This window comes from Halorubrum sp. C191 (assembly GCF_002727095.1).
GTDB classification, from domain to species: domain Archaea; phylum Halobacteriota; class Halobacteria; order Halobacteriales; family Haloferacaceae; genus Halorubrum; species Halorubrum ezzemoulense.
In genome coordinates this window covers 37803-54146 of sequence record NZ_NHNZ01000074.1, presented here as the reverse complement: position 1 = coordinate 54146, position 16344 = coordinate 37803, and the positions used below count along the sequence as shown (strand labels likewise).

The following is a 16344-nucleotide window of genomic DNA, read 5'->3' as shown; positions in this document are numbered from 1 at the left end:
ACTCCGCCCCGCCGTTGCCGCCGGCGTCGCCCGCCGCGGTCGCGAGCACGGGGCCGCGCGTGCGACTCCCTCCGAATCCGGCACCCGATGGCGGCGCGCCGATCCGCTGACCGAGCGGCGAGAGCAGTCGTCGAACGCAGAGACGGCTCTCGGCGACCGCTACACGGCGGGCGCGGCGGTGTCCGATCCCCCGACGGACCGCGCGCCGCCGTCGGCCCGCGCCAGTCGCAGGCAGACGACGCTGCCCTCGGGATCGTTCTCCTCGAAGCGGACCTCTCCGCCCGAGCGCGCCACGATCCAGCTGACGAGCCAGAGGCCGAGCCCGCTCGTGTGTTCGAGGTCCGTCTCGTAGCCGCGCTTCAACACCTCGATCTCGCTCTCGGCGATCCCCGGCCCGTTGTCGGCGACTCGCAGTTCGACGTAGTCGGTCCCATTCCGCGAGACGGGCTCGGTCTCGACGCGGACGCGCGGCGTCTCCTTGTCGTTGTGTTCGACCGCGTTCTCGATGACGTTCGCCAGCGCCGAGTCGATCAGCCGGTGCGCGACGACGGGCACCGTCGGCGGCAGCGAGACGTCGATCTCCGCCGACGGATTGTCGCGCCGGACTCGCTCGCAGCACGCCTCGACGGTGGGGGTGAGCTCCTGTGACTCTCGGTCGACCTCCTCCGTGGTCAGGATCTGCTCGACGCTCCGGGCCTGTTTCCCCAGTTTCACCAGATCGGTCGCCTGTTGTCGGATCGTGTCGGCCTTCTCGTCGGTGTCGACCGACTCCTCGGTCAGGAGACTCGCGTTCCCCTGAATGACGTTGGCGTTGGTACGGATGTCGTGACGGAGGACGCGGTTGAGGACGGTTAGCTGCCGGGTGAGTCGGGTCGCTCTCTCCTCCGCTCTCCGCTGCCGGATGTCGTACACGCCGACGATGAATCCGAGGAGGGCTCCGCCCGACGCGGCGTTGACGACGACGAACGCCTGCTCGTCCATCACCACGCCGTACTGCTGCTGATACAGTATCACGAGGACCCCACCGACGGCCAGGACGGCGGCTCCGACCGCGGACCAACTCCTGACTCTGAGCGCGTACTCGCCGTCCGTGTCCCGCCTCCACAGCCAGACGCCGCCGCCTACGACGCCGGCGGCGAAGAGCATGGGAGCGACGATACCCAACAGGAACGTCGCGGCGCTCTCTTCCTCGCCGATCGCGTGCCACACGTGCGTCGCGAACAACCCCCCGCCGATCCCGACGAGTAACGGCACGCCGGCGTGTTCCCGGACGGTGGGCGGAACTTCCATGTCCCCTGCTCCGACCGCCCTCACAAAACTGTGCGGGAGAGATTATCGCATCTGATAGCTTTAGGCTCGGGCGACCGCTTCCGGTCCTCCGAGGTCGGTCGTTCGGGCCGTGACGCGGGTCCCACCAGTATCGACATTCGGAATCGGGAGTGGAGATCTGCTCGCCGAGCAGGTGGACGGTGCCAGTTAATTCGCGGGCCGCTCGCGAAGTGCTCGCCCCAGGAGTGCGGGGGAAGGGATTCGAACTCCAGTCGCTCCCGTTCGCTCGCCGCGTCGCGGCTCGCTCACCTCCCGCTCCCTAGTTCGAACCGTTCCTTGTCTCCACCCGCGGCTCGCGAAGTGCTCGCCGCAGGAGTGCGGGGGAAGGGATTCGAACCCTCGAACCTCTACAGGAGCGGATCTTAAGTCCGCCGCTTTTGGCCAGGCTCAGCCACCCCCGCGCGGATTCGGCTACCGGCGGCGCGGTGAAACCCCTTTCGGAAACCGGGGCGCTACCAGTCGACCGAGAGCGTCCCGTCGCCGTGCGGGTCCGGCGCGATCTCCTCGTCCGTCCGCCGGTCGACGACGTGGATCACGCCCGCATCCTTCTTCGCGGGACACGCTTCTGCCGCGCTGACGTTCTCGGCCAGGTCCTCCTCGCCGATGTAGTACGCCTCCGGCTTCGCCATCCCGCTCGCCACGTCCATCACCCAGTTGTCCGCGACCTCGGCGCACTTCCCCGCTCCGAAGCACTTGTTCGCCTCGAAGACGATCTTGTACGGCTTCTCCTCGATCGGCGGCCCCTCGCCGCCGATGTCGCTGGCGCGGAGCACCTCGTCGCCGCCGTCGGTCTCGGCCTCGTCGCTCATGTCGCCTCCTCGGCGGCCGCGGGCCTTTCGTCTGTCGGTCGTTCCCGGTCGGTCGGGACGGGCGGACCGGACGAGTGGGTCACTCCTCGACGTGGTCCGCGAGCAGCCGCTCGGCGTGGTCGGGCGAGTCGGCGAGCTCCCACCGAACCGTCGCGGCGCCGCCGTACGCGAGCGCCTCCTTCAGCTCGTCGCGGAGGACGCCCGTGCCGAACCCGACCGTGTCGCCGTCGGCATCGCCGAGTTCGTAGAGTGCGTAGCGATCGGGCGCGCTCCCGACGGTCGAGCGGTCGAGTTCGCGCCAGGGTTTCGCGAGGCTCATCAGAAGGGTCCCGTCGGCGTCGGGGTCACCGGTGCGCGTCGAGCCCGTCCTCCGGGCCCTCGACGATCTCGTAGCTCCCCTCGGTCCAACCGTCCTCGACGAAGACGAACACGCGCCCGCCGGCGACCTCGGGATCGGCGACGACCTCGTTGCGCTTACCGTCCCGACCGACGATCACGCCGGGGAACACCTCGTCGCGATCGCCGTCCTCGACGATGACGCGACCGACGCCGGACTCCTCGAGGATCTCGTCGTCGGTCTTGTAATCGTTCACGTACGTCATCACGCCCTCCGTCTCCGTCGGGTCGGTGACGAGCACGTGCGTCTCCTTGCCGGGACCGGCGGTGACCGACCCCTTGGCGGAGTCGGGGGCGCCCCGGTAGAGGGTCGTTCGGCCGTCGAGGTACTCGACGACGACGCCCTCCTCGCGGAGGTCGACGCCGATCGAGGTCGGCGGCACGTCGCTGCGTGATGGCGCGGACATACGCGACGCTCGGGGTGCCGGCCTCAAAAGGGACGCGCTCGGCCCTCGGCCCCAACGCGTCGCTCGGCTGCCGGTCGGACCGCCGGACTGCGGGCGCGCCCTCAACAGCGAGAATCGGCGTACCACATTTAAGTTCCTGCCGCGGGGAGTGCGTGTCATGCAACGGACGCGACGGGCGCTCTTAGGCGTCGGCGCCGCCCTCGTCGGGACCGCCGGGTGCCTCGGCGTCGAGGGCGTCGAGTATCCCGACGCGCCCGAGGCCGCCGACGCGCCGGGCGACGGGGGAGACGGGGGCGACGCCGACGACCCGCCAGAGGACCCCCCCTCCGACGACCCGGCGGACGCCGACGGCGACCCGCCGGTGACGAACGCCGCGCTCGCTGACGCGACGCGCGAGGTCGTCGACGACGCGGTGTGGTTCGCGACCGAGTACCCGGACGCGGTCGCGACCTACCGCGACGCTGTCGCCGAGGCGGTCTCGACGGTCCGGTCGGTCCGGGCGACCGTCGACGAGGAGGCGGCGATCGCGACCGAACAGGTCGACGCGGTCGCCGCCGCGGGGGAGACCGCGGCGTCCCGCGCGGCCGAGGCCCTCGAACCGCACTTCTCGCCCGGGTCCCGGATCCGTGACCGAGTCGACCGCCACGTCGAGGTCTTACGCGAGTTCGCGCCCCGCGGCGACGTGGACCGCGCCCTCGAAGAACTCGACCGGTTGCGCACCGGGCTGGCGGGCATGGGAACCACCCTCTACGTCGAGGCACAGTTCTCGCGGAACCCGATCCACAACCGCCTGTTCCGGAGGCTGCTGGCGCCGCTCCCGCCGGACAATCCCGAGCGGGGTCGCGTCACGACCGGGACGCTCGTCGAACTCGCCGTCGCGAGCCGCGGCTTCTCGACGTTCGCGCACCGGCCGTACGACCGAGATGAGATCGACCGCGACCGCGTCCCGCGCATCTACGGCGACGCCCTTAGTGCCGATCGCCGGCGCGAACTGCGTGCCCGCCTCGGCCCGATCCCGCGGCCCGCCGACCGCGTCGAGGAGCTGTTCTTCTCGTTCGCCCGCCGCCCGCCAGCGGGGAATCGGCCCGAAGAGACGTTCCGCGGTTGGGCCCGCGAACTGGACGGGGTCCCGGTGTACGTCCAGCGGTACCCGGACGCGGAGACCGCCGACGCGCGGCTCTCGACCGCCCTCGACGAGGGCGCCACGGAGGGGCGCGCGCCGATCGACCCGGAGGCGACGCTCGCCGGTTCCGACTTCAGCGGGAACAGTTCGGCGACCGAGAACGGCTCGGCGACCGAGAACGGCACGGCCGCCGCCGGGGGAATTGGGGACGACGGCGGCCCGACCCCCTGGTACCGCTTCTATCACCGCGAGGCGGAGGGAGAGCGGTACGGCTTCGACGAGCACGCCGGCGTCCAGTACGGCTACCTCGTCCGAGCGGGCGAGTTCCTACTCGCCACCGGCTTCTCCGGCGACGCGTGGGAGGAGCGGACGGGCTGGCACGGCCGACTACGGCACGGGTGGGTGACCGGCGCGTGAACGCGAACGAGATCGGCCTCGTGGCCGCGGCGTTCGCCCTCGTCGGCGCCGGCGCCGGCATCGTCGGCGCGGCCGCGACGGGCTGGGCGGAGGCGGCGCTGGCGACCGCCGCGACCGGCGAGACCGCGCGCTTCGGACCCGTGTTCGTCGCCCAGTCGTACCTCGCCGTGACCGCGGCGGTCCTCGTCGGCGCGGTCCCGCTGGCCGGCGTCCTCGGCGTCCTCGTCGGGTCCCGTGCCCGCGGCGTCACCGCCGCGGCTGTGACATGCGGGCTCGGAACGGGACTCGGCGCGCTGGCGTACGGCCTGGTCGCGGTCACCATGATCGTCGTCTCGCAGGGCGACGCCGCCGCGCAGGCGCACGGGCTGGCGGACGCGTTCGTGCCGACGGTCGCGACGGCGTTCGTCGCCGCGGCCGTCGGCGCGTCGACCGGGGTCCTCGGGACGGTGATGCGATGACCCGTTCCGCGGACGGGGCGGACAGCCGGGACGCCGACCGACCCGTCCGGCGAGCGTCGCGGCGGGGCGTCGTCGCGGTCGGCGTCGCCGGGCTGCTCGCCGGCTGTCTGGTGACCTCGGAGGAGGGCGGCTCGACCCCTCGACAGACCGAGAACGGGACGACCGGCGGCTCGGACGCGAACGACGGAGGCGGGTCCGACGGCGACGAGACCGGATCCGACGGCGACGGAGGCGGGTCCGACGGCGGCGCCGAGGAAGCGACGCCCGACGAGGTCAACCCCGACGGGTCAGGGCTCGTCGTCACCGACGCGACGGTCCGCGACGTGACGCAGGGCGGCGGCTGGACGCGGGTCAGGGCCCGCTTGACCGTCGAGAACGCGGGGCGATTCGAGTACGGAACGATCGAGTTCCGGGCCGACGCGTACGCCGTCCCGCGGGGCTCAGACGAGCGCGAGGCGGTCGGGTTCGCGTCCGTCACGCGACGCTTCCCCCGCGACGACCGGTTCGACGGGACGAGATCGCGGTCGTTCGAGGTGACGATCCGGTTCGAGACCGGCGGGACGCCCGTCCGACCCGACGCCGAGCGGTACGCGGTCGACGCGGCCGTCAGGCGCGCGGAACCGCTCTGATACCCCGGAACCGGTGCGCCCGGCCTCCCTGACAGAGAGACTCGCCGTGATCGCTACCTCTTTGTCCGCGCTCGCGAGCCGTGAACCCATGGAAGGACGGGCGGCGGCGCTCGGCGCCGGGACCGTGTTGAACGCGCTCGCGACCGGCACGGGCGCCGCCTTCGGCATCGACGTCGAGACGCGCGCGGCGGTCGACCTCGACCCCGCGGCCGACGGCGTCGCGGGCGAGATCGCCGAGGACCCCGACGCCGACACCGACCTGATCGAGCGCTGCGTGAGCCTCGCGACCGACCGCTGGGGCGACGACGAGGGCGGCACCGTCCGGACCGACAGCGACGTGCCGCTTGCGGCGGGGCTGAAAAGCTCCAGCGCGGCCGCCAACGCGACCGTCCTCGCGACCTGCGACGCGCTCGGGCTCGTGGTCGGCGACGGCGGCCGCGCAAGTGGCGACGCGGTCGGCGACGACGGCCGCGCAAGTGACGACGCGGTCGGCGACGACCCGGACGACCCCGCGGTCGACGTGACCCGCCTGGAGGCCTGTCGACTTGGCGTGCGAGCGGCCCGCGAGGTCGGCGTCACGGTCACCGGCGCGTTCGACGACGCGACCGCGTCGATGCTCGGCGGCGTCACCGTCACCGACAACGACGCCGACGAACTCCGCGCCCGCGAGACAGTCGACTGGGACGTTCTCGTCTGGACGCCGCCCGAGCGCGCCTACAGCGCGGACGCCGACGTGGCGCGCTGCGAGGCCGTCGCGCCCATGGCTGACCTCGTCACCGACCTCGTGTTCGACGGCCGGTACGGCGAGGCGATGACGGTGAACGGGCTGGCGTTCTCCGCCGCGCTCGGCTTCGACGCCGACCCCGCGGTCGAGGCGATGCCGCACGCGACCGCGGTGTCGCTGTCGGGGACCGGCCCGAGCGTCGTCGCCGTCGCGGACCCGGCCGATCCCGAGACCGACCTCGACGCGGTCGCCGACGCCTGGGCCGACCGTCCCGGAACGCTGCGGCGAACGACGACGAGAGCCGACGGCGCGACCGTCGAGTGAGCGCCCGCGACAGATCACTGACCCTACTACCAATGAGCGACACACCCAACGCGGAGGACCGGAGCCTCGACGAACTGCGACACGAGATAGAGGACATCGACCGCGAGATAGTCGAGCTGATCGCCCGCCGGACGTACGTCGCCGACACCGTCGCGGCAGTGAAGGAGGAGCGCGACCTCCCGACCACCGACGAGGGGCAGGAGGAGCGCGTGATGGAGCGCGCCGGGGAGAACGCCGAGCGCTTCGACGTCGACGCGAACCTCGTGAAGGCGATCTTCCGGCTGTTGATCGAATTGAACAAGGTCGAACAGCGAGAGAATCGCTAGGGATCGATCAGGCCGAGGCCATACCTGAGCGCCTCGTCGACTTCCTTCGTTCGAGATTCCGGGACGGAACCACTGCTGTTGGTAATGCGGTGTTCGATAGGCACCGTGCGAATTTGACTACAGAGCGCGACCGAATCCTCCCGAAGCGGCGACTCCGCGACCGGAATACGCATCTCGAAGGGACACAGTTCGTCTCCCCGCGATGTCGTGATCGGAACGACGATGGTCGTCGGATCGTTCTCGTTCCCGATATCGTTCTGGACGACTACGCAGGGCCGCGTCCCTCTCTGCTCCGAGCCCTCCGTCGGATCGAACTCGACGATGACGACATCGCCGCGGCGAACGTTCCTCGATTACCACTCGGGAACCTCGTCCCGGTCAGTCGGGGCCGTCCCGAATCAGCATCACCTTCACTCGACGGACGGCGTCGAAGTCGCGGAGCCGGTACGTGAGCTGTCGGACGCGCTCGGCGTCGCCGCGGCAGAACAGCGACTCCAGACACCACTCGCCCTGGTGGGTGTGACTCGTGTTGAGGATCACGTCCTGATACTCGTGTTGCGCGCCGTGGAGCTCCCGGATGACCTCGTGGTGGCGGTAGTCGAAGCCGACGAGCGCGACCACCTCGCCGGTCGTGTCTTCGAGCCGCGAGTGCGACTCCACGAACTCGCGCATCGCCTCGCGGACCGCCCGCGACCTGTTCTCGATCCCCTCCTCCCGCCACGTCCGATCGAACTCGTCGACGAGGTCGTCCGGGACGTTGAAGCTCGTTCGCATTGTGCCGTCGTGGATCCCGCGAGTACAAGAGGTTCGTTATGACGATTCACCCGGTTCGGTACTAACAACCGCTAAACCCCGCCCGCTCGGAGCGCCGCGTATGCTCTCAAGTGAACTGTTCGGCCCGCTCGCGGGCGCGGTCCTCCTCGGCGCGGTCCACGGCGTCGAACCGGGCCACGGCTGGCCGGTCGCCGCCTCCTACGCCCTCGACCAGACCAACAAGTGGCTGTACGGGTTCGCGGCGAGCGCCATCATCGGCCTCGGCCACCTCGTGAGCAGCATCGCGATGGTCGTCGTCTTCTTCTACGCGAAGAGCTACTTCGATCTCACGCAGGTCAACGAGCCGATCACGGTGCTCGGCGGCGTCCAGATCGGTGGGCCGGTCAGCCTCGTCGCCGGCGCGCTGCTGATCGGGCTCGGTGTCCGCGAGTACGTCCACGGGCACTCTCACGGCTCTCTTGAGGCGTCGGACGATCACGACGCTCACGCCCACGGCCACGATCGCGACCACAGCCACAACCACGACCACAGCCACGACCACGATGACGACGACGGACGCCTCGCTCGATTGAAGCGGCTTCTCCCGTTCGTCGGCGGCCACTCGCACGGCGGCTTCGACGAGGGGGCCGACCGCGGCCTGCTCGGAATCGCGTGGTTCGCGTTCGTCCTCGGGTTCGCCCACGAGGAGGAGTTCGAGATCATCGCGCTCTGTGCCGGGTCGAACTACTGTCTCGAACTGATGAGCGCCTACGCGCTCACCGTCATCGCGGGTATCGTCGGACTCACGTTGCTGCTGATCGCCGGCTACCACCGCTCTCGGGAGCGCGTCGAGCGGTACACCCCGTACCTGCCCGCGTTCTCCGCGGCGGTCCTCGTCGTCATGGGCGTCGGGTTCATCGCCGGGCTGTTCTGACCCGTCGTCGCGCGCGACCACCGTCCGGCGGGGACGCCCCCGTCGGCCGATCGCTTTTTATCCGGCCCGTCGAACTCGCGGTATGACACGCGTCGCCGAACTCCTCGCGTATCCCCTGAAGTCCTGTGACGGCGTCGCCGTCGACCGCGCCGCGATCGGCCCCGAGGGCGCGCTCCGCGGCGACCGCACGTACGCGCTCGTCGAGGCCGGCGTCGACCCGGAGCGCGCCTCCGTCAGCGGTGGCGGCGGCTACGTCAACGGGAAGAGCGAGCCGGCGATCCACGGGCTCAGCGCCGAGTACGAACTCGCCGGCCCGCCCGACGCCACGCCGACGGCCGTGACGCTCTCGCGACCGGCGACGGAACGCGCCCCGGCCGACGAGCGCACCTTCGCGCTCCCCGACGAAGGCGACGCGCTGGCCGACTGGGTCGGCGAGTACCTCGGGTACGCGGTCGACCTCGTGCGAGACGACGCGGGCGGCTTCCCCGACGACCGCGCCGCGCGCGGGCCGACGGTGGTTTCGCGGGCGACGCTGGCGACCGTCGCCTCGTGGTTCGAGGACGTGGCGGACGCGACGGAGATGCGCCGGCGGCTCCGCCCGAACGTCGTGTTGGACGACTGCCCGGCGTTCTTCGAGGACAGGCTGTTCGCCGACCACGGGGAGGGCGTCTGCGTCGCGGTCGGCGACACGGCGCTGATCGGCGTCAACCCGTGTCAGCGCTGCGTCGTCCCCTCTCGCGACCCGGACACGGGGGCCGAGATCGACGGGTTCCGCGAGCGGTTCGTCCGGAAGCGCCGCGAGACGCTGCCCGAGTGGACCGCGAGCGACCGCTTCGACCACGACTTCCGGCTGATGGTCAACACCGTCGTCGAGGAGCGATCGTGGGGCGACGTCCTCGCCGTCGGCGACGAGGTCACCGTCGACGGCGTCATGACCGTCGACGAGAGCGGGACGCCCGTCGCGGGCGCGGACGCGGCGGAGTGACTCTCCGGAAGCGACGCACGAACGGTAAAAGGCGAGCGGGCGGGTCAGCGAGCGGAACCGGCGACGGTCGAGAGCGGGACCGGCGCGCGAGAGTAAAAGTGACGACCGCCGTGACGCGTCAGCGCCCGCCGTCGGTCATCGCGACCGGTTCGTCCGCGTCGGCGTCGGCCGGCTCCGCGGCGGACTCGCCGCGCGACGCGGGATCGACCGCGGTGTCCGTGACGCCGAACTGCGTCCAGAAGGTCGCGACGACGACCGCGTACGCGACCAGGTCGTAGTGGACCGCGCCCTCCAGCCCGGTGAACGCGGTGAGCGTGCTGTAGCCGTAGAGGGCGGCGACCCCCCCGACGAACGCGACCTCGTTGGTGAACTCACCGTCGCGCACCGCCGCGGCCGCGCGACGGATCGTCGGGCCGCAGGCGACGAGGAACGCGAGCCCCGAGAGCGCGCCGAGGTTGATGAAGAAGTGCGTCGTCATCTGCGAGTCGAGGATCGACTGAAGGTACTGGACGGTCACCGGGTCGTAGAACAGCCACTCGACCCGGGTCGGGTACAGCACTGCGATGTACGGCGTCGCGACCATCAGGCCGAACAGGGTCGCGACCGCGACGCGCGCCGACGCGAACTGCGAGGCGCGCCGGGACTCGAACGCCTCGTCGCCGGGCGCGACGACGAGGCCGCAGGATTCGAGCTCCCCGCGGAGCGCGTCCCGCGAGAGCGACGGGTCGTGGTGGACGCCGACGGTCCCGTTGCGCCGCGTTGCCGAGGCGGCGCTGACGCCGTCGACGTCGCGCAGGACCGTCTCCAGTAACCCCTCGCGGCGGTCGGTCTCGATCCCCTCGACAGAGAACGTGTCGTGGGTGTGGCTCTCCGGCACGCGGGCGACTCGCGGCCCCGAACCGCCGGCGTCGCCCGGACACGTCGAGTCCCCGGTCGGATCGGGCTTCCCCGCCCCGTCGGGCGCGTCGAGTCCCCGTTCGCGGACCACGGCGTCGAGCGGCGACTCGCCGCCGGGGTGGTTGCTGTCTCGCATGAGAGATACCTACGGGTACACGACTATGAAACTTCCCCCGAGCGCGCGCCGCGTCCGGCCCAAAGTCCGCGTGCGGCGCTCAGGCGTTGACGGATTCGAGGTACGAGCTCACGATCATCTGTCCCTTGCGGGTGAGCGTGGTCCCGCTGTCGCCGTCGGCGACGAGGTCCTCCTCTCGGAGCGTGTCGAGGATCATCGACGTCTGGGCGACATCGCCGGTGACGACGTCCGCGATGTTCGCCTCGCCGCCCGCGGAGTAGATAGAGACGAGGATCTCCAGCTGCTCTTCGGTCGGGTCGAAGGACTCCAAGTCCTCCATCGCCTCGTCGTACTCGATCTTGATGTACCGGCCGAGGATGTTGAGCGCGCGCTCGTTCGGCACGGTCGTGATCGACGTGACCGTCTGGTCGTCGACGACGTGTTCGAAGACGAGCGCGGGGCGCTTCTTCCCGCCGAGGGTGCGGTCCGTCCGCTCGTAGTCGATCACCGAAGAGAGGTCGACCGTGAACGGGTCCGGACAGTTGTTGAACCGTATCTCGCCCGGCGACACCGACACCGAGGCGCGGTGGTCGGTCGCGTCCGTGACGCGGCCGCCGACCTTCGCTGGGTGTCGCACCGTCACGGTGACGTTCCGCAACAGGGACGTGAACAGCAGCCTGACGAACTTGTCCATGTCGTCGGGTTCGCCTTCCACGAGCGCCGAGCGCCGCGACCCGTCGCGCTCGTACGCGACGGTGACGCTGTCGTTGAAGAACGAGCGCAGGTCGCCGGGGACGCTCCCGACGACGACGTCGAACACCCGCGAGAGGGGGATCGTCTCCTTGCCGTCGTCGGTCGCGAGGACCAGCCGTCGCTGGCTCAACAGGACGCGACCGGTCGCCGGCTCGTCGGCGGACAGGCTCGCCGCGTGAACGCGGCCCACGAAGTCGGCGACGACGGACTCCTCCATCGGTACGTTCTGCGCGTCGTACGCTATTTATTGTTACTCACCTCGTATCAGTCGCGATAACGCGCAGTCACGTGATCGGACGGAGGTCGCCGGCGGTGAGGAACCCGGCCGATCGACGACGCCCCGATCCCCGGACGAGGCGACGGAACGTGCCGAACTCGTTCGGCCGCGGAAGCGAACTCGTTCGGTCGTCGGGCTCTCGTCTCGGCGGCGGCGGACGGGGAACAGCAAAGCCTAATGAGGTGGGCACCAAACCGTCAGGTGATGCCCACAGTAGAATACCTCAACTACGAAGTGCTCGACGACCACGGCTGGTCGATGGACGACGATAATCTCTTCGAGGAGGCCGCAGACGCCGGCCTCGACGAAGAGGACTACGGCACCCTCGAAGTGAACCAGGGCGAATACATCCTCGAATCGGCCGAGGCGCAAGGCTACGACTGGCCCTTCTCGTGCCGCGCCGGCGCGTGCGCGAACTGCGCGTCCATCGTCAAGGAAGGTGACATCGAGATGGACATGCAGCAGATCCTCTCCGACGAGGAGGTCGAGGAGAAGAACGTCCGGCTCACCTGTATCGGGAGCCCGGCCACCGACGAGGTCAAGATCGTCTACAACGCGAAACACCTCGACTACCTGCAGAACCGCGTCATCTGATCGGGTTTCTCCTTCGGTAACGGCCGCTCTCACACGGGATCGCGGCGTACGCGGTCCTCGATCCTCTCGGAGCCGGGAGCGGCAGGTCTGCCGCCGTCGCTCGACTCGGACGGCGACCCCTCCGCGTTACCGTCTCGCCCGAACCCGTTCGGTCGAATTTCGCGGCCGTGGGAACGCGCGAAACCCCGTTCGGGGAACCGTCCGTACGGTGGGGTATGGTCGAGAAGACGGACCGAAGCGAGGGCGCGAACGGGCCGCGGTCGGCCGACGGTCGCCGCTTCGAGGTGTTCGTCCGCGAGGCGGAGTCGGACCCGCTCCGCCACGTCGGAACCGTCGCCGCCCCGACGCCGGACGCCGCCCACGAGGAGGCGAGCAAGCTCTTCGCGTGGTACGCCCGCGACGTGTGGGTGTGCCCGGCCGCAGAGGTTTCCCGGTTTTCCGCCGGGTCGCTCGCGGACGACGGGACGGAGGCCGGAGAGAGCGACGCTGGCGACGGGGACGCCGACGAACCGCGCGTTTACGAGGAGACGGAGGGGACGCCGACCGTCTCCTGCGGCGGCGCGCCCCCGGCCGACGCGGTCGACGCCGACGACGCGGGGGACCAGCGATGATATCCGTCAGCAAGCTGCTCTGCGGGCTCGACGCCGAGAGCGACGGGCTCCGCTACGACGCGGCCGACGGCTCGAAGAAGCCGCAGATCACCGAGGAGGTACAGCAGCGTCCGGTCGTCGTCTGGAACACCACGAAGCGGTGTAACCTCTACTGCGAGCACTGCTACGCCGGCGCCGACGAGGCGGGCGCGCCGAACGAGCTCTCCACCGCGGAGGGGAAGGCGCTCATCGACGACCTCGCCGAGTTCGGCGTCCCGGTCCTCCTCTTCTCCGGCGGCGAGCCCCTCGTCCGCGAGGACCTCACCGAGCTGGTCGCGTACGCCGACAACAGCGGAATCCGGCCGGTGCTCTCGACGAACGGCACGCTCCTCACCCGGGAGCGCGCCCGCGAACTGAAGGAGGCCGGCCTCAAGTACGCCGGCGTCTCGGTCGACGGACTCCCCGAGCGCAACGACCGCATCCGGGGCGAGGAGGGCGCGTTCGACGCCGCCGTGCGCGGGATCGAGGCCTGCCTCGACGTGGGGCTCAAGACCGGACTGCGGTACACGATCACCGAGCACAACGTCGACGACCTCGCGGGCGTCGTCGACCTGCTCGCCGACGTGGGCGTCGACCGCTTCTGCTTCTACCACCTCGATTACGGCGGCCGCGGCGCCGACATCTCCGACGTCGACCTCTCCCCGGAGGCCACCCGGAAGGCGGTCACCGACCTCTGTGACCTCACCCGCGAGTACCACGACCGGGGCGAGGAGATAGAGACCCTGCTCGTCGGCAACTACGCCGATGCGGGCCACCTGGTCGAGTACGCCGACCGCGAGATGGGGAAGGATCGCGCCCGGCTCATCTACCGGTACCTCGAACGCAACGGGGGCGACCCGACCGGCGAGCGCGTCGCCGACGTCGACCCCGTCGGCAACGTCCACCTGACGCAGTTCTGGCAGGGGTACTCGCCCGGGAACGTCCGTGACCGCTCGTTCGGCGCGATCTGGTCCGACGAGTCGAACCCGCTCCTTTCCGGGCTCCGCGAGCGGGAGGAACACCTCTCCGGGCGGTGCGCCGACTGCGCGTACCAGTCGATCTGTCGCGGCGGCTCGCGGCTCCGGGCGCTCTCCGCGCACGGCGACCCGTTCGCGCCCGACCCGAAGTGCTATCTCACGGAGTCGGAGCGCGCTGGCGAGGAGGCCTTCGCACGGATCGACGGCCCCGACCGGTCCGCGCCCGCGGACGACTGAGTCGCCGTCCGGCGGTGGGCTTTACTCCGGGCCGCCGTCCGACTCGATCCCCGTGCCGTACTTCGTCGAGAACCGCTCCGCGGGCACCTCGCCGCGCGCGACGCCGATGGCGTCGCGCACGAGTTCGACGGTGGCGTCGTCTCGGGCCGGTTCGGGAACCGGTGGCTCGTCGTCGGTCATACCCGGCCCGACGCGTCGACGCCACCTCCGCGTCCCGCTTCACGTGTGTATCCCTTCAAGAGGACCGCGCTCACCCTTCGACGCCGTCGAAGACGTCGGTCACCAGCTTCGCCTGCGCAGTGCGGAGCCGCTGTGAGAGCGCCGACTTGCTGATCCCGAGCTCGTCCGCGAGGTCGCTCAGGCGCACGTCGCGGTCGTCGTCGAAGTAGCCGCGGACGACCGCGAGTTCGAGGCCGCGGCGCTGTTTCGGCGTCAGCGCGGAGAGGTCGAAGGTGACCTGCTCGGTCGCGTCGGGGCCCTCCACGACCGCGAGCCGGACGAGCCGCACCCGGTCGACGACCTCGCGGAGCTCCTCGACCAGTCGGCGCACGGCGTCGCGGTCGTCGACGTACGCGGTCACGAGGATCGTCCCGTCCTCGACGCGCCGGAAGTGCGGGGCGTAGCCGAGCCGGGAGAAGGCGTGACAGAGGCAGTCCTCGCTCACTTCGCCTGTCCCACGGCGCACGTCGCCGTCGGGCGTCGTCACGTCGACGACGCACTCCTCGCCGACGGCGTTGACAGCTACCCCGGCGGCCTCGGTGGCTTCGGTGACGATCGGACACCCGCTGTCGTCGACGAGGTCGACGTCGAGGTCGACCCGCAGGCGGCGGTCCCCGCTGACGGCGGCGTCGGACATGACAGCCGGTACGGGCAGCGCCGGTTTTACTTTTCGGCGGATTCCCGCGGACCGGTTGGACGACCCGAGCCGGGCCGGCGGCGTAGCGCGACCGATCCCACACCGTTTATTCCTCGCGGCCGGGAGTAGGCGGACGACGTGCGAGACGCGCTCCGCGGTATCGTCGAGCTCGCGCGCCTCGGCAACTGCGTCGCCGCCGGGGGGCTCACGGCCACCGGCGCGTTCGTCGCGGGCGCGGGCGGCGCCGCCCTCCCGACCGCGCTGGCGGCCGCGACGACCGTCTTCGCGGTCGCCGCGGGCAACGCGATCAACGACTACTTCGACCGCGAGATCGACGCCGTCAACAGCCCCGGCCGGCCGATCCCCCGTGGCGCCGTCTCGCCGCGGACCGCGCTGGCGACCGCCGCGCTCTGGTTCGCGGTCGCGGTCGCGTTCGCGGTCCGACTCCCGACCCTCGCGATCGGCATCGCCGCGGTGAACCTCGTCGCGCTCGTCACCTACACGAGCGTCTTCAAGGGTACGCCCGGGCTCGGCAACGCTCTGGTCGCCTACCTCGTCGGCTCGACGTTCCTGTTCGGCGGCGCCGCGGTCGGGAACCCGCGCGCGGTCCTCGTCCTCGCCGCGCTCGCCGGTCTCTCGACGTTCACCCGCGAGGTGATCAAAGACGTCGAGGACGTGGCGGGCGACCGCGAGGAGGGGCTCGCGACGCTCCCCATCGCGGTCGGCGAGCGCCGCGCGCTGTGGATCGGCGCGGCCGCGCTCGGCGTCGCCGTGACCGTCAGCCCGCTACCGTACCTCTCCGGGACGCTCGGCGCGGCGTACCTCGCGGTCGTCGCGGTCGCCGACGCGGTCATGCTGTACGCCGCCTACGAGGGCTTCGCCGACCCGGCCGCCGCGCAGCGCCGATTTAAGTACGGAACCTTCCTCGCGGCGGTGGCGTTCGTCGTCGGCCGCGCCGCGGTAGTCGCCTGAGACGGTCCGTTCCGGCCGCGTGAGTCGACGGTGCCGTCGCTCCCGGACGCGACTCATGGTAAAAACGAGAGCCGACTGCGGTTCGAACCGACGCTCGACGGCGGACGGTCAGGTGACGGTCACGCGACGTTGAAGCCCTTGTCGCGGAGGAAGTCCTCCACGCGACCCGAGTGGTTCCCCTGGAGTTCGATGGCGCCGTCTTCGACGGTGCCCCCGCAGGCGAACTTCGACTTGAGATCCGACGAGAGGGAACTCAGGTCCACGTCCTTCGGGTCGAATCCTTCGATGACCGTTACCTCCTTACCGTACCTGCGCTCGTCGATGCGGATGCTGATCTGCTGGGACTCTTTCGCGACGTCCTCGCAGACGCAGAGTTCCTGGGGCAGTCCGCACGTCGAGCAGACTTCCGACATTACAGCCTGA

General features: G+C 70.6%; 21 protein-coding genes, 1 tRNA gene and 1 pseudogene. 11 read left to right on the top strand and 12 right to left on the bottom strand.

The window, feature by feature from the left end; all coding sequences use genetic code 11:
* Window positions 1-159 precede the first annotated feature (159 nt).
* From Z052_RS06405 to Z052_RS06385, 5 genes are all read right to left on the bottom strand, one after another.
* Window positions 160-1290 (bottom strand): ATP-binding protein, encoded by a 1131-nt coding sequence (locus tag Z052_RS06405; RefSeq protein WP_099288913.1) that lies wholly within the window; start codon window positions 1288-1290, stop codon window positions 160-162.
* A 355-nt stretch (window positions 1291-1645) separates the two neighbouring features.
* A tRNA-Leu gene (locus tag Z052_RS06400) sits at window positions 1646-1730 on the bottom strand.
* A 51-nt stretch (window positions 1731-1781) separates the two neighbouring features.
* Window positions 1782-2138, bottom strand: coding sequence for a ferredoxin (locus tag Z052_RS06395; RefSeq protein ID WP_086215433.1), 357 nt, complete (start codon window positions 2136-2138; stop codon window positions 1782-1784).
* 79 nt (window positions 2139-2217) lie between these two features.
* Window positions 2218-2457 carry a hypothetical protein gene (locus Z052_RS06390; RefSeq protein ID WP_094521313.1) on the bottom strand — a complete coding sequence of 80 codons (240 nt, stop codon included), beginning with the start codon at window positions 2455-2457 and terminating at the stop codon, window positions 2218-2220.
* A 25-nt stretch (window positions 2458-2482) separates the two neighbouring features.
* A complete protein-coding gene (locus Z052_RS06385; RefSeq protein WP_094519831.1) occupies window positions 2483-2941 on the bottom strand; it encodes a DUF5796 family protein in 459 nt (152 codons plus the stop codon).
* Between the two features lie 157 nt (window positions 2942-3098).
* Between Z052_RS06385 and Z052_RS06380 the strand changes: the two genes are divergently transcribed.
* From Z052_RS06380 to Z052_RS06360, 5 genes are all read left to right on the top strand, one after another.
* A complete protein-coding gene (locus tag Z052_RS06380) occupies window positions 3099-4481 on the top strand; it encodes a hypothetical protein (RefSeq protein ID WP_094519832.1) in 1383 nt (460 codons plus the stop codon).
* Window positions 4478-4939, top strand: coding sequence for a hypothetical protein (locus Z052_RS06375; RefSeq protein ID WP_049931614.1), 462 nt, complete (start codon window positions 4478-4480; stop codon window positions 4937-4939). Before Z052_RS06380 ends, Z052_RS06375 begins: the two co-directional genes overlap by 4 nt.
* Entirely contained in the window at window positions 4936-5568 is a 633-nt protein-coding gene (locus Z052_RS06370; RefSeq protein ID WP_094519833.1) for a hypothetical protein, read from the top strand. The genes Z052_RS06375 and Z052_RS06370 overlap by 4 nt, the downstream gene beginning before the upstream one ends.
* A gap of 88 nt (window positions 5569-5656) precedes the next feature.
* Window positions 5657-6616 carry a shikimate kinase gene (locus tag Z052_RS06365; RefSeq protein WP_094519834.1) on the top strand — a complete coding sequence of 320 codons (960 nt, stop codon included), beginning with the start codon at window positions 5657-5659 and terminating at the stop codon, window positions 6614-6616.
* A 32-nt stretch (window positions 6617-6648) separates the two neighbouring features.
* The gene (locus tag Z052_RS06360; RefSeq protein WP_049931610.1) at window positions 6649-6942 is read left to right on the top strand and encodes a chorismate mutase; all 294 of its coding nucleotides are present in this window, start codon (window positions 6649-6651) and stop codon (window positions 6940-6942) included.
* Here Z052_RS06360 and Z052_RS06355 read toward each other — a convergent pair.
* A pseudogene (locus Z052_RS06355) lies at window positions 6939-7289 on the bottom strand (type II toxin-antitoxin system PemK/MazF family toxin); the annotation flags it as partial. The gene Z052_RS06360 and the pseudogene Z052_RS06355 overlap by 4 nt on opposite strands.
* Before the next feature lie 31 nt (window positions 7290-7320).
* Window positions 7321-7716 carry a CopG family ribbon-helix-helix protein gene (locus tag Z052_RS06350; RefSeq protein ID WP_049931609.1) on the bottom strand — a complete coding sequence of 132 codons (396 nt, stop codon included), beginning with the start codon at window positions 7714-7716 and terminating at the stop codon, window positions 7321-7323.
* 100 nt (window positions 7717-7816) lie between these two features.
* Between Z052_RS06350 and Z052_RS06345 the strand changes: the two genes are divergently transcribed.
* Both Z052_RS06345 and Z052_RS06340 read left to right on the top strand, forming a co-directional pair.
* The gene (locus Z052_RS06345; protein ID WP_094519835.1) at window positions 7817-8629 is read left to right on the top strand and encodes a hypothetical protein; all 813 of its coding nucleotides are present in this window, start codon (window positions 7817-7819) and stop codon (window positions 8627-8629) included.
* An 82-nt stretch (window positions 8630-8711) separates the two neighbouring features.
* Window positions 8712-9614, top strand: coding sequence for an MOSC domain-containing protein (locus Z052_RS06340; protein ID WP_094519836.1), 903 nt, complete (start codon window positions 8712-8714; stop codon window positions 9612-9614).
* Between the two features lie 118 nt (window positions 9615-9732).
* On the opposite strand, the gene Z052_RS06335 is transcribed toward Z052_RS06340, so the two are convergent.
* Entirely contained in the window at window positions 9733-10647 is a 915-nt protein-coding gene (locus Z052_RS06335) for a hypothetical protein (protein ID WP_049931606.1), read from the bottom strand.
* 79 nt (window positions 10648-10726) lie between these two features.
* Window positions 10727-11596 (bottom strand): CheF family chemotaxis protein, encoded by an 870-nt coding sequence (locus tag Z052_RS06330; protein ID WP_049931605.1) that lies wholly within the window; start codon window positions 11594-11596, stop codon window positions 10727-10729.
* A gap of 264 nt (window positions 11597-11860) precedes the next feature.
* Between Z052_RS06330 and fer the strand changes: the two genes are divergently transcribed.
* The 3 genes from fer to Z052_RS06315 all read left to right on the top strand — a co-directional run bounded on the left by fer (window position 11861) and on the right by Z052_RS06315 (window position 14093).
* Window positions 11861-12250 carry a ferredoxin Fer gene (fer, locus tag Z052_RS06325; protein WP_049931604.1) on the top strand — a complete coding sequence of 130 codons (390 nt, stop codon included), beginning with the start codon at window positions 11861-11863 and terminating at the stop codon, window positions 12248-12250.
* 215 nt (window positions 12251-12465) lie between these two features.
* Window positions 12466-12861, top strand: coding sequence for an Htur_1727 family rSAM-partnered candidate RiPP (locus Z052_RS06320; RefSeq protein WP_094495534.1), 396 nt, complete (start codon window positions 12466-12468; stop codon window positions 12859-12861).
* Window positions 12858-14093, top strand: coding sequence for a TIGR04347 family pseudo-SAM/SPASM protein (locus tag Z052_RS06315; protein WP_094519837.1), 1236 nt, complete (start codon window positions 12858-12860; stop codon window positions 14091-14093). Before Z052_RS06320 ends, Z052_RS06315 begins: the two co-directional genes overlap by 4 nt.
* Before the next feature lie 21 nt (window positions 14094-14114).
* On the opposite strand, the gene Z052_RS20160 is transcribed toward Z052_RS06315, so the two are convergent.
* Together Z052_RS20160 and Z052_RS06310 are read right to left on the bottom strand one after the other, a co-directional pair.
* Window positions 14115-14273 carry a hypothetical protein gene (locus tag Z052_RS20160; RefSeq protein ID WP_155120037.1) on the bottom strand — a complete coding sequence of 53 codons (159 nt, stop codon included), beginning with the start codon at window positions 14271-14273 and terminating at the stop codon, window positions 14115-14117.
* Window positions 14274-14343: 70 nt separating this feature from the next.
* Window positions 14344-14949 (bottom strand): helix-turn-helix domain-containing protein, encoded by a 606-nt coding sequence (locus Z052_RS06310; protein ID WP_049931600.1) that lies wholly within the window; start codon window positions 14947-14949, stop codon window positions 14344-14346.
* Window positions 14950-15087: 138 nt separating this feature from the next.
* On the opposite strand from Z052_RS06310, the gene Z052_RS06305 reads away from it, so the two are divergent.
* Window positions 15088-15921, top strand: coding sequence for a geranylgeranylglycerol-phosphate geranylgeranyltransferase (locus tag Z052_RS06305; protein ID WP_049931599.1), 834 nt, complete (start codon window positions 15088-15090; stop codon window positions 15919-15921).
* 119 nt (window positions 15922-16040) lie between these two features.
* On the opposite strand, the gene yciH is transcribed toward Z052_RS06305, so the two are convergent.
* Window positions 16041-16334, bottom strand: coding sequence for a stress response translation initiation inhibitor YciH (yciH, locus tag Z052_RS06300; RefSeq protein WP_004596695.1), 294 nt, complete (start codon window positions 16332-16334; stop codon window positions 16041-16043).
* Between the last annotated feature and the right edge of the window lie 10 nt (window positions 16335-16344).

Bases quoted from the DNA above. Each gene is read 5' to 3' on its own strand.
- Z052_RS06405 (WP_099288913.1), bottom strand. From the start codon at position 1,290: ATGGAAGTTCCGCCCACCGTCCGGGAACACGCCGGCGTGCCGTTACTC.
- Z052_RS06395 (WP_086215433.1), bottom strand. From the start codon at position 2,138: ATGAGCGACGAGGCCGAGACCGACGGCGGCGACGAGGTGCTCCGCGCC.
- Z052_RS06390 (WP_094521313.1), bottom strand. From the start codon at position 2,457: ATGAGCCTCGCGAAACCCTGGCGCGAACTCGACCGCTCGACCGTCGGG.
- Z052_RS06385 (WP_094519831.1), bottom strand. From the start codon at position 2,941: ATGTCCGCGCCATCACGCAGCGACGTGCCGCCGACCTCGATCGGCGTC.
- Z052_RS06380 (WP_094519832.1), top strand. From the start codon at position 3,099: ATGCAACGGACGCGACGGGCGCTCTTAGGCGTCGGCGCCGCCCTCGTC.
- Z052_RS06370 (WP_094519833.1), top strand. From the start codon at position 4,936: ATGACCCGTTCCGCGGACGGGGCGGACAGCCGGGACGCCGACCGACCC.
- Z052_RS06365 (WP_094519834.1), top strand. From the start codon at position 5,657: ATGGAAGGACGGGCGGCGGCGCTCGGCGCCGGGACCGTGTTGAACGCG.
- Z052_RS06360 (WP_049931610.1), top strand. From the start codon at position 6,649: ATGAGCGACACACCCAACGCGGAGGACCGGAGCCTCGACGAACTGCGA.
- Z052_RS06350 (WP_049931609.1), bottom strand. From the start codon at position 7,716: ATGCGAACGAGCTTCAACGTCCCGGACGACCTCGTCGACGAGTTCGAT.
- Z052_RS06345 (WP_094519835.1), top strand. From the start codon at position 7,817: ATGCTCTCAAGTGAACTGTTCGGCCCGCTCGCGGGCGCGGTCCTCCTC.
- Z052_RS06340 (WP_094519836.1), top strand. From the start codon at position 8,712: ATGACACGCGTCGCCGAACTCCTCGCGTATCCCCTGAAGTCCTGTGAC.
- Z052_RS06335 (WP_049931606.1), bottom strand. From the start codon at position 10,647: ATGCGAGACAGCAACCACCCCGGCGGCGAGTCGCCGCTCGACGCCGTG.
- Z052_RS06330 (WP_049931605.1), bottom strand. From the start codon at position 11,596: ATGGAGGAGTCCGTCGTCGCCGACTTCGTGGGCCGCGTTCACGCGGCG.
- fer (WP_049931604.1), top strand. From the start codon at position 11,861: ATGCCCACAGTAGAATACCTCAACTACGAAGTGCTCGACGACCACGGC.
- Z052_RS06320 (WP_094495534.1), top strand. From the start codon at position 12,466: ATGGTCGAGAAGACGGACCGAAGCGAGGGCGCGAACGGGCCGCGGTCG.
- Z052_RS06315 (WP_094519837.1), top strand. From the start codon at position 12,858: ATGATATCCGTCAGCAAGCTGCTCTGCGGGCTCGACGCCGAGAGCGAC.
- Z052_RS20160 (WP_155120037.1), bottom strand. From the start codon at position 14,273: ATGACCGACGACGAGCCACCGGTTCCCGAACCGGCCCGAGACGACGCC.
- Z052_RS06310 (WP_049931600.1), bottom strand. From the start codon at position 14,949: ATGTCCGACGCCGCCGTCAGCGGGGACCGCCGCCTGCGGGTCGACCTC.
- yciH (WP_004596695.1), bottom strand. From the start codon at position 16,334: ATGTCGGAAGTCTGCTCGACGTGCGGACTGCCCCAGGAACTCTGCGTC.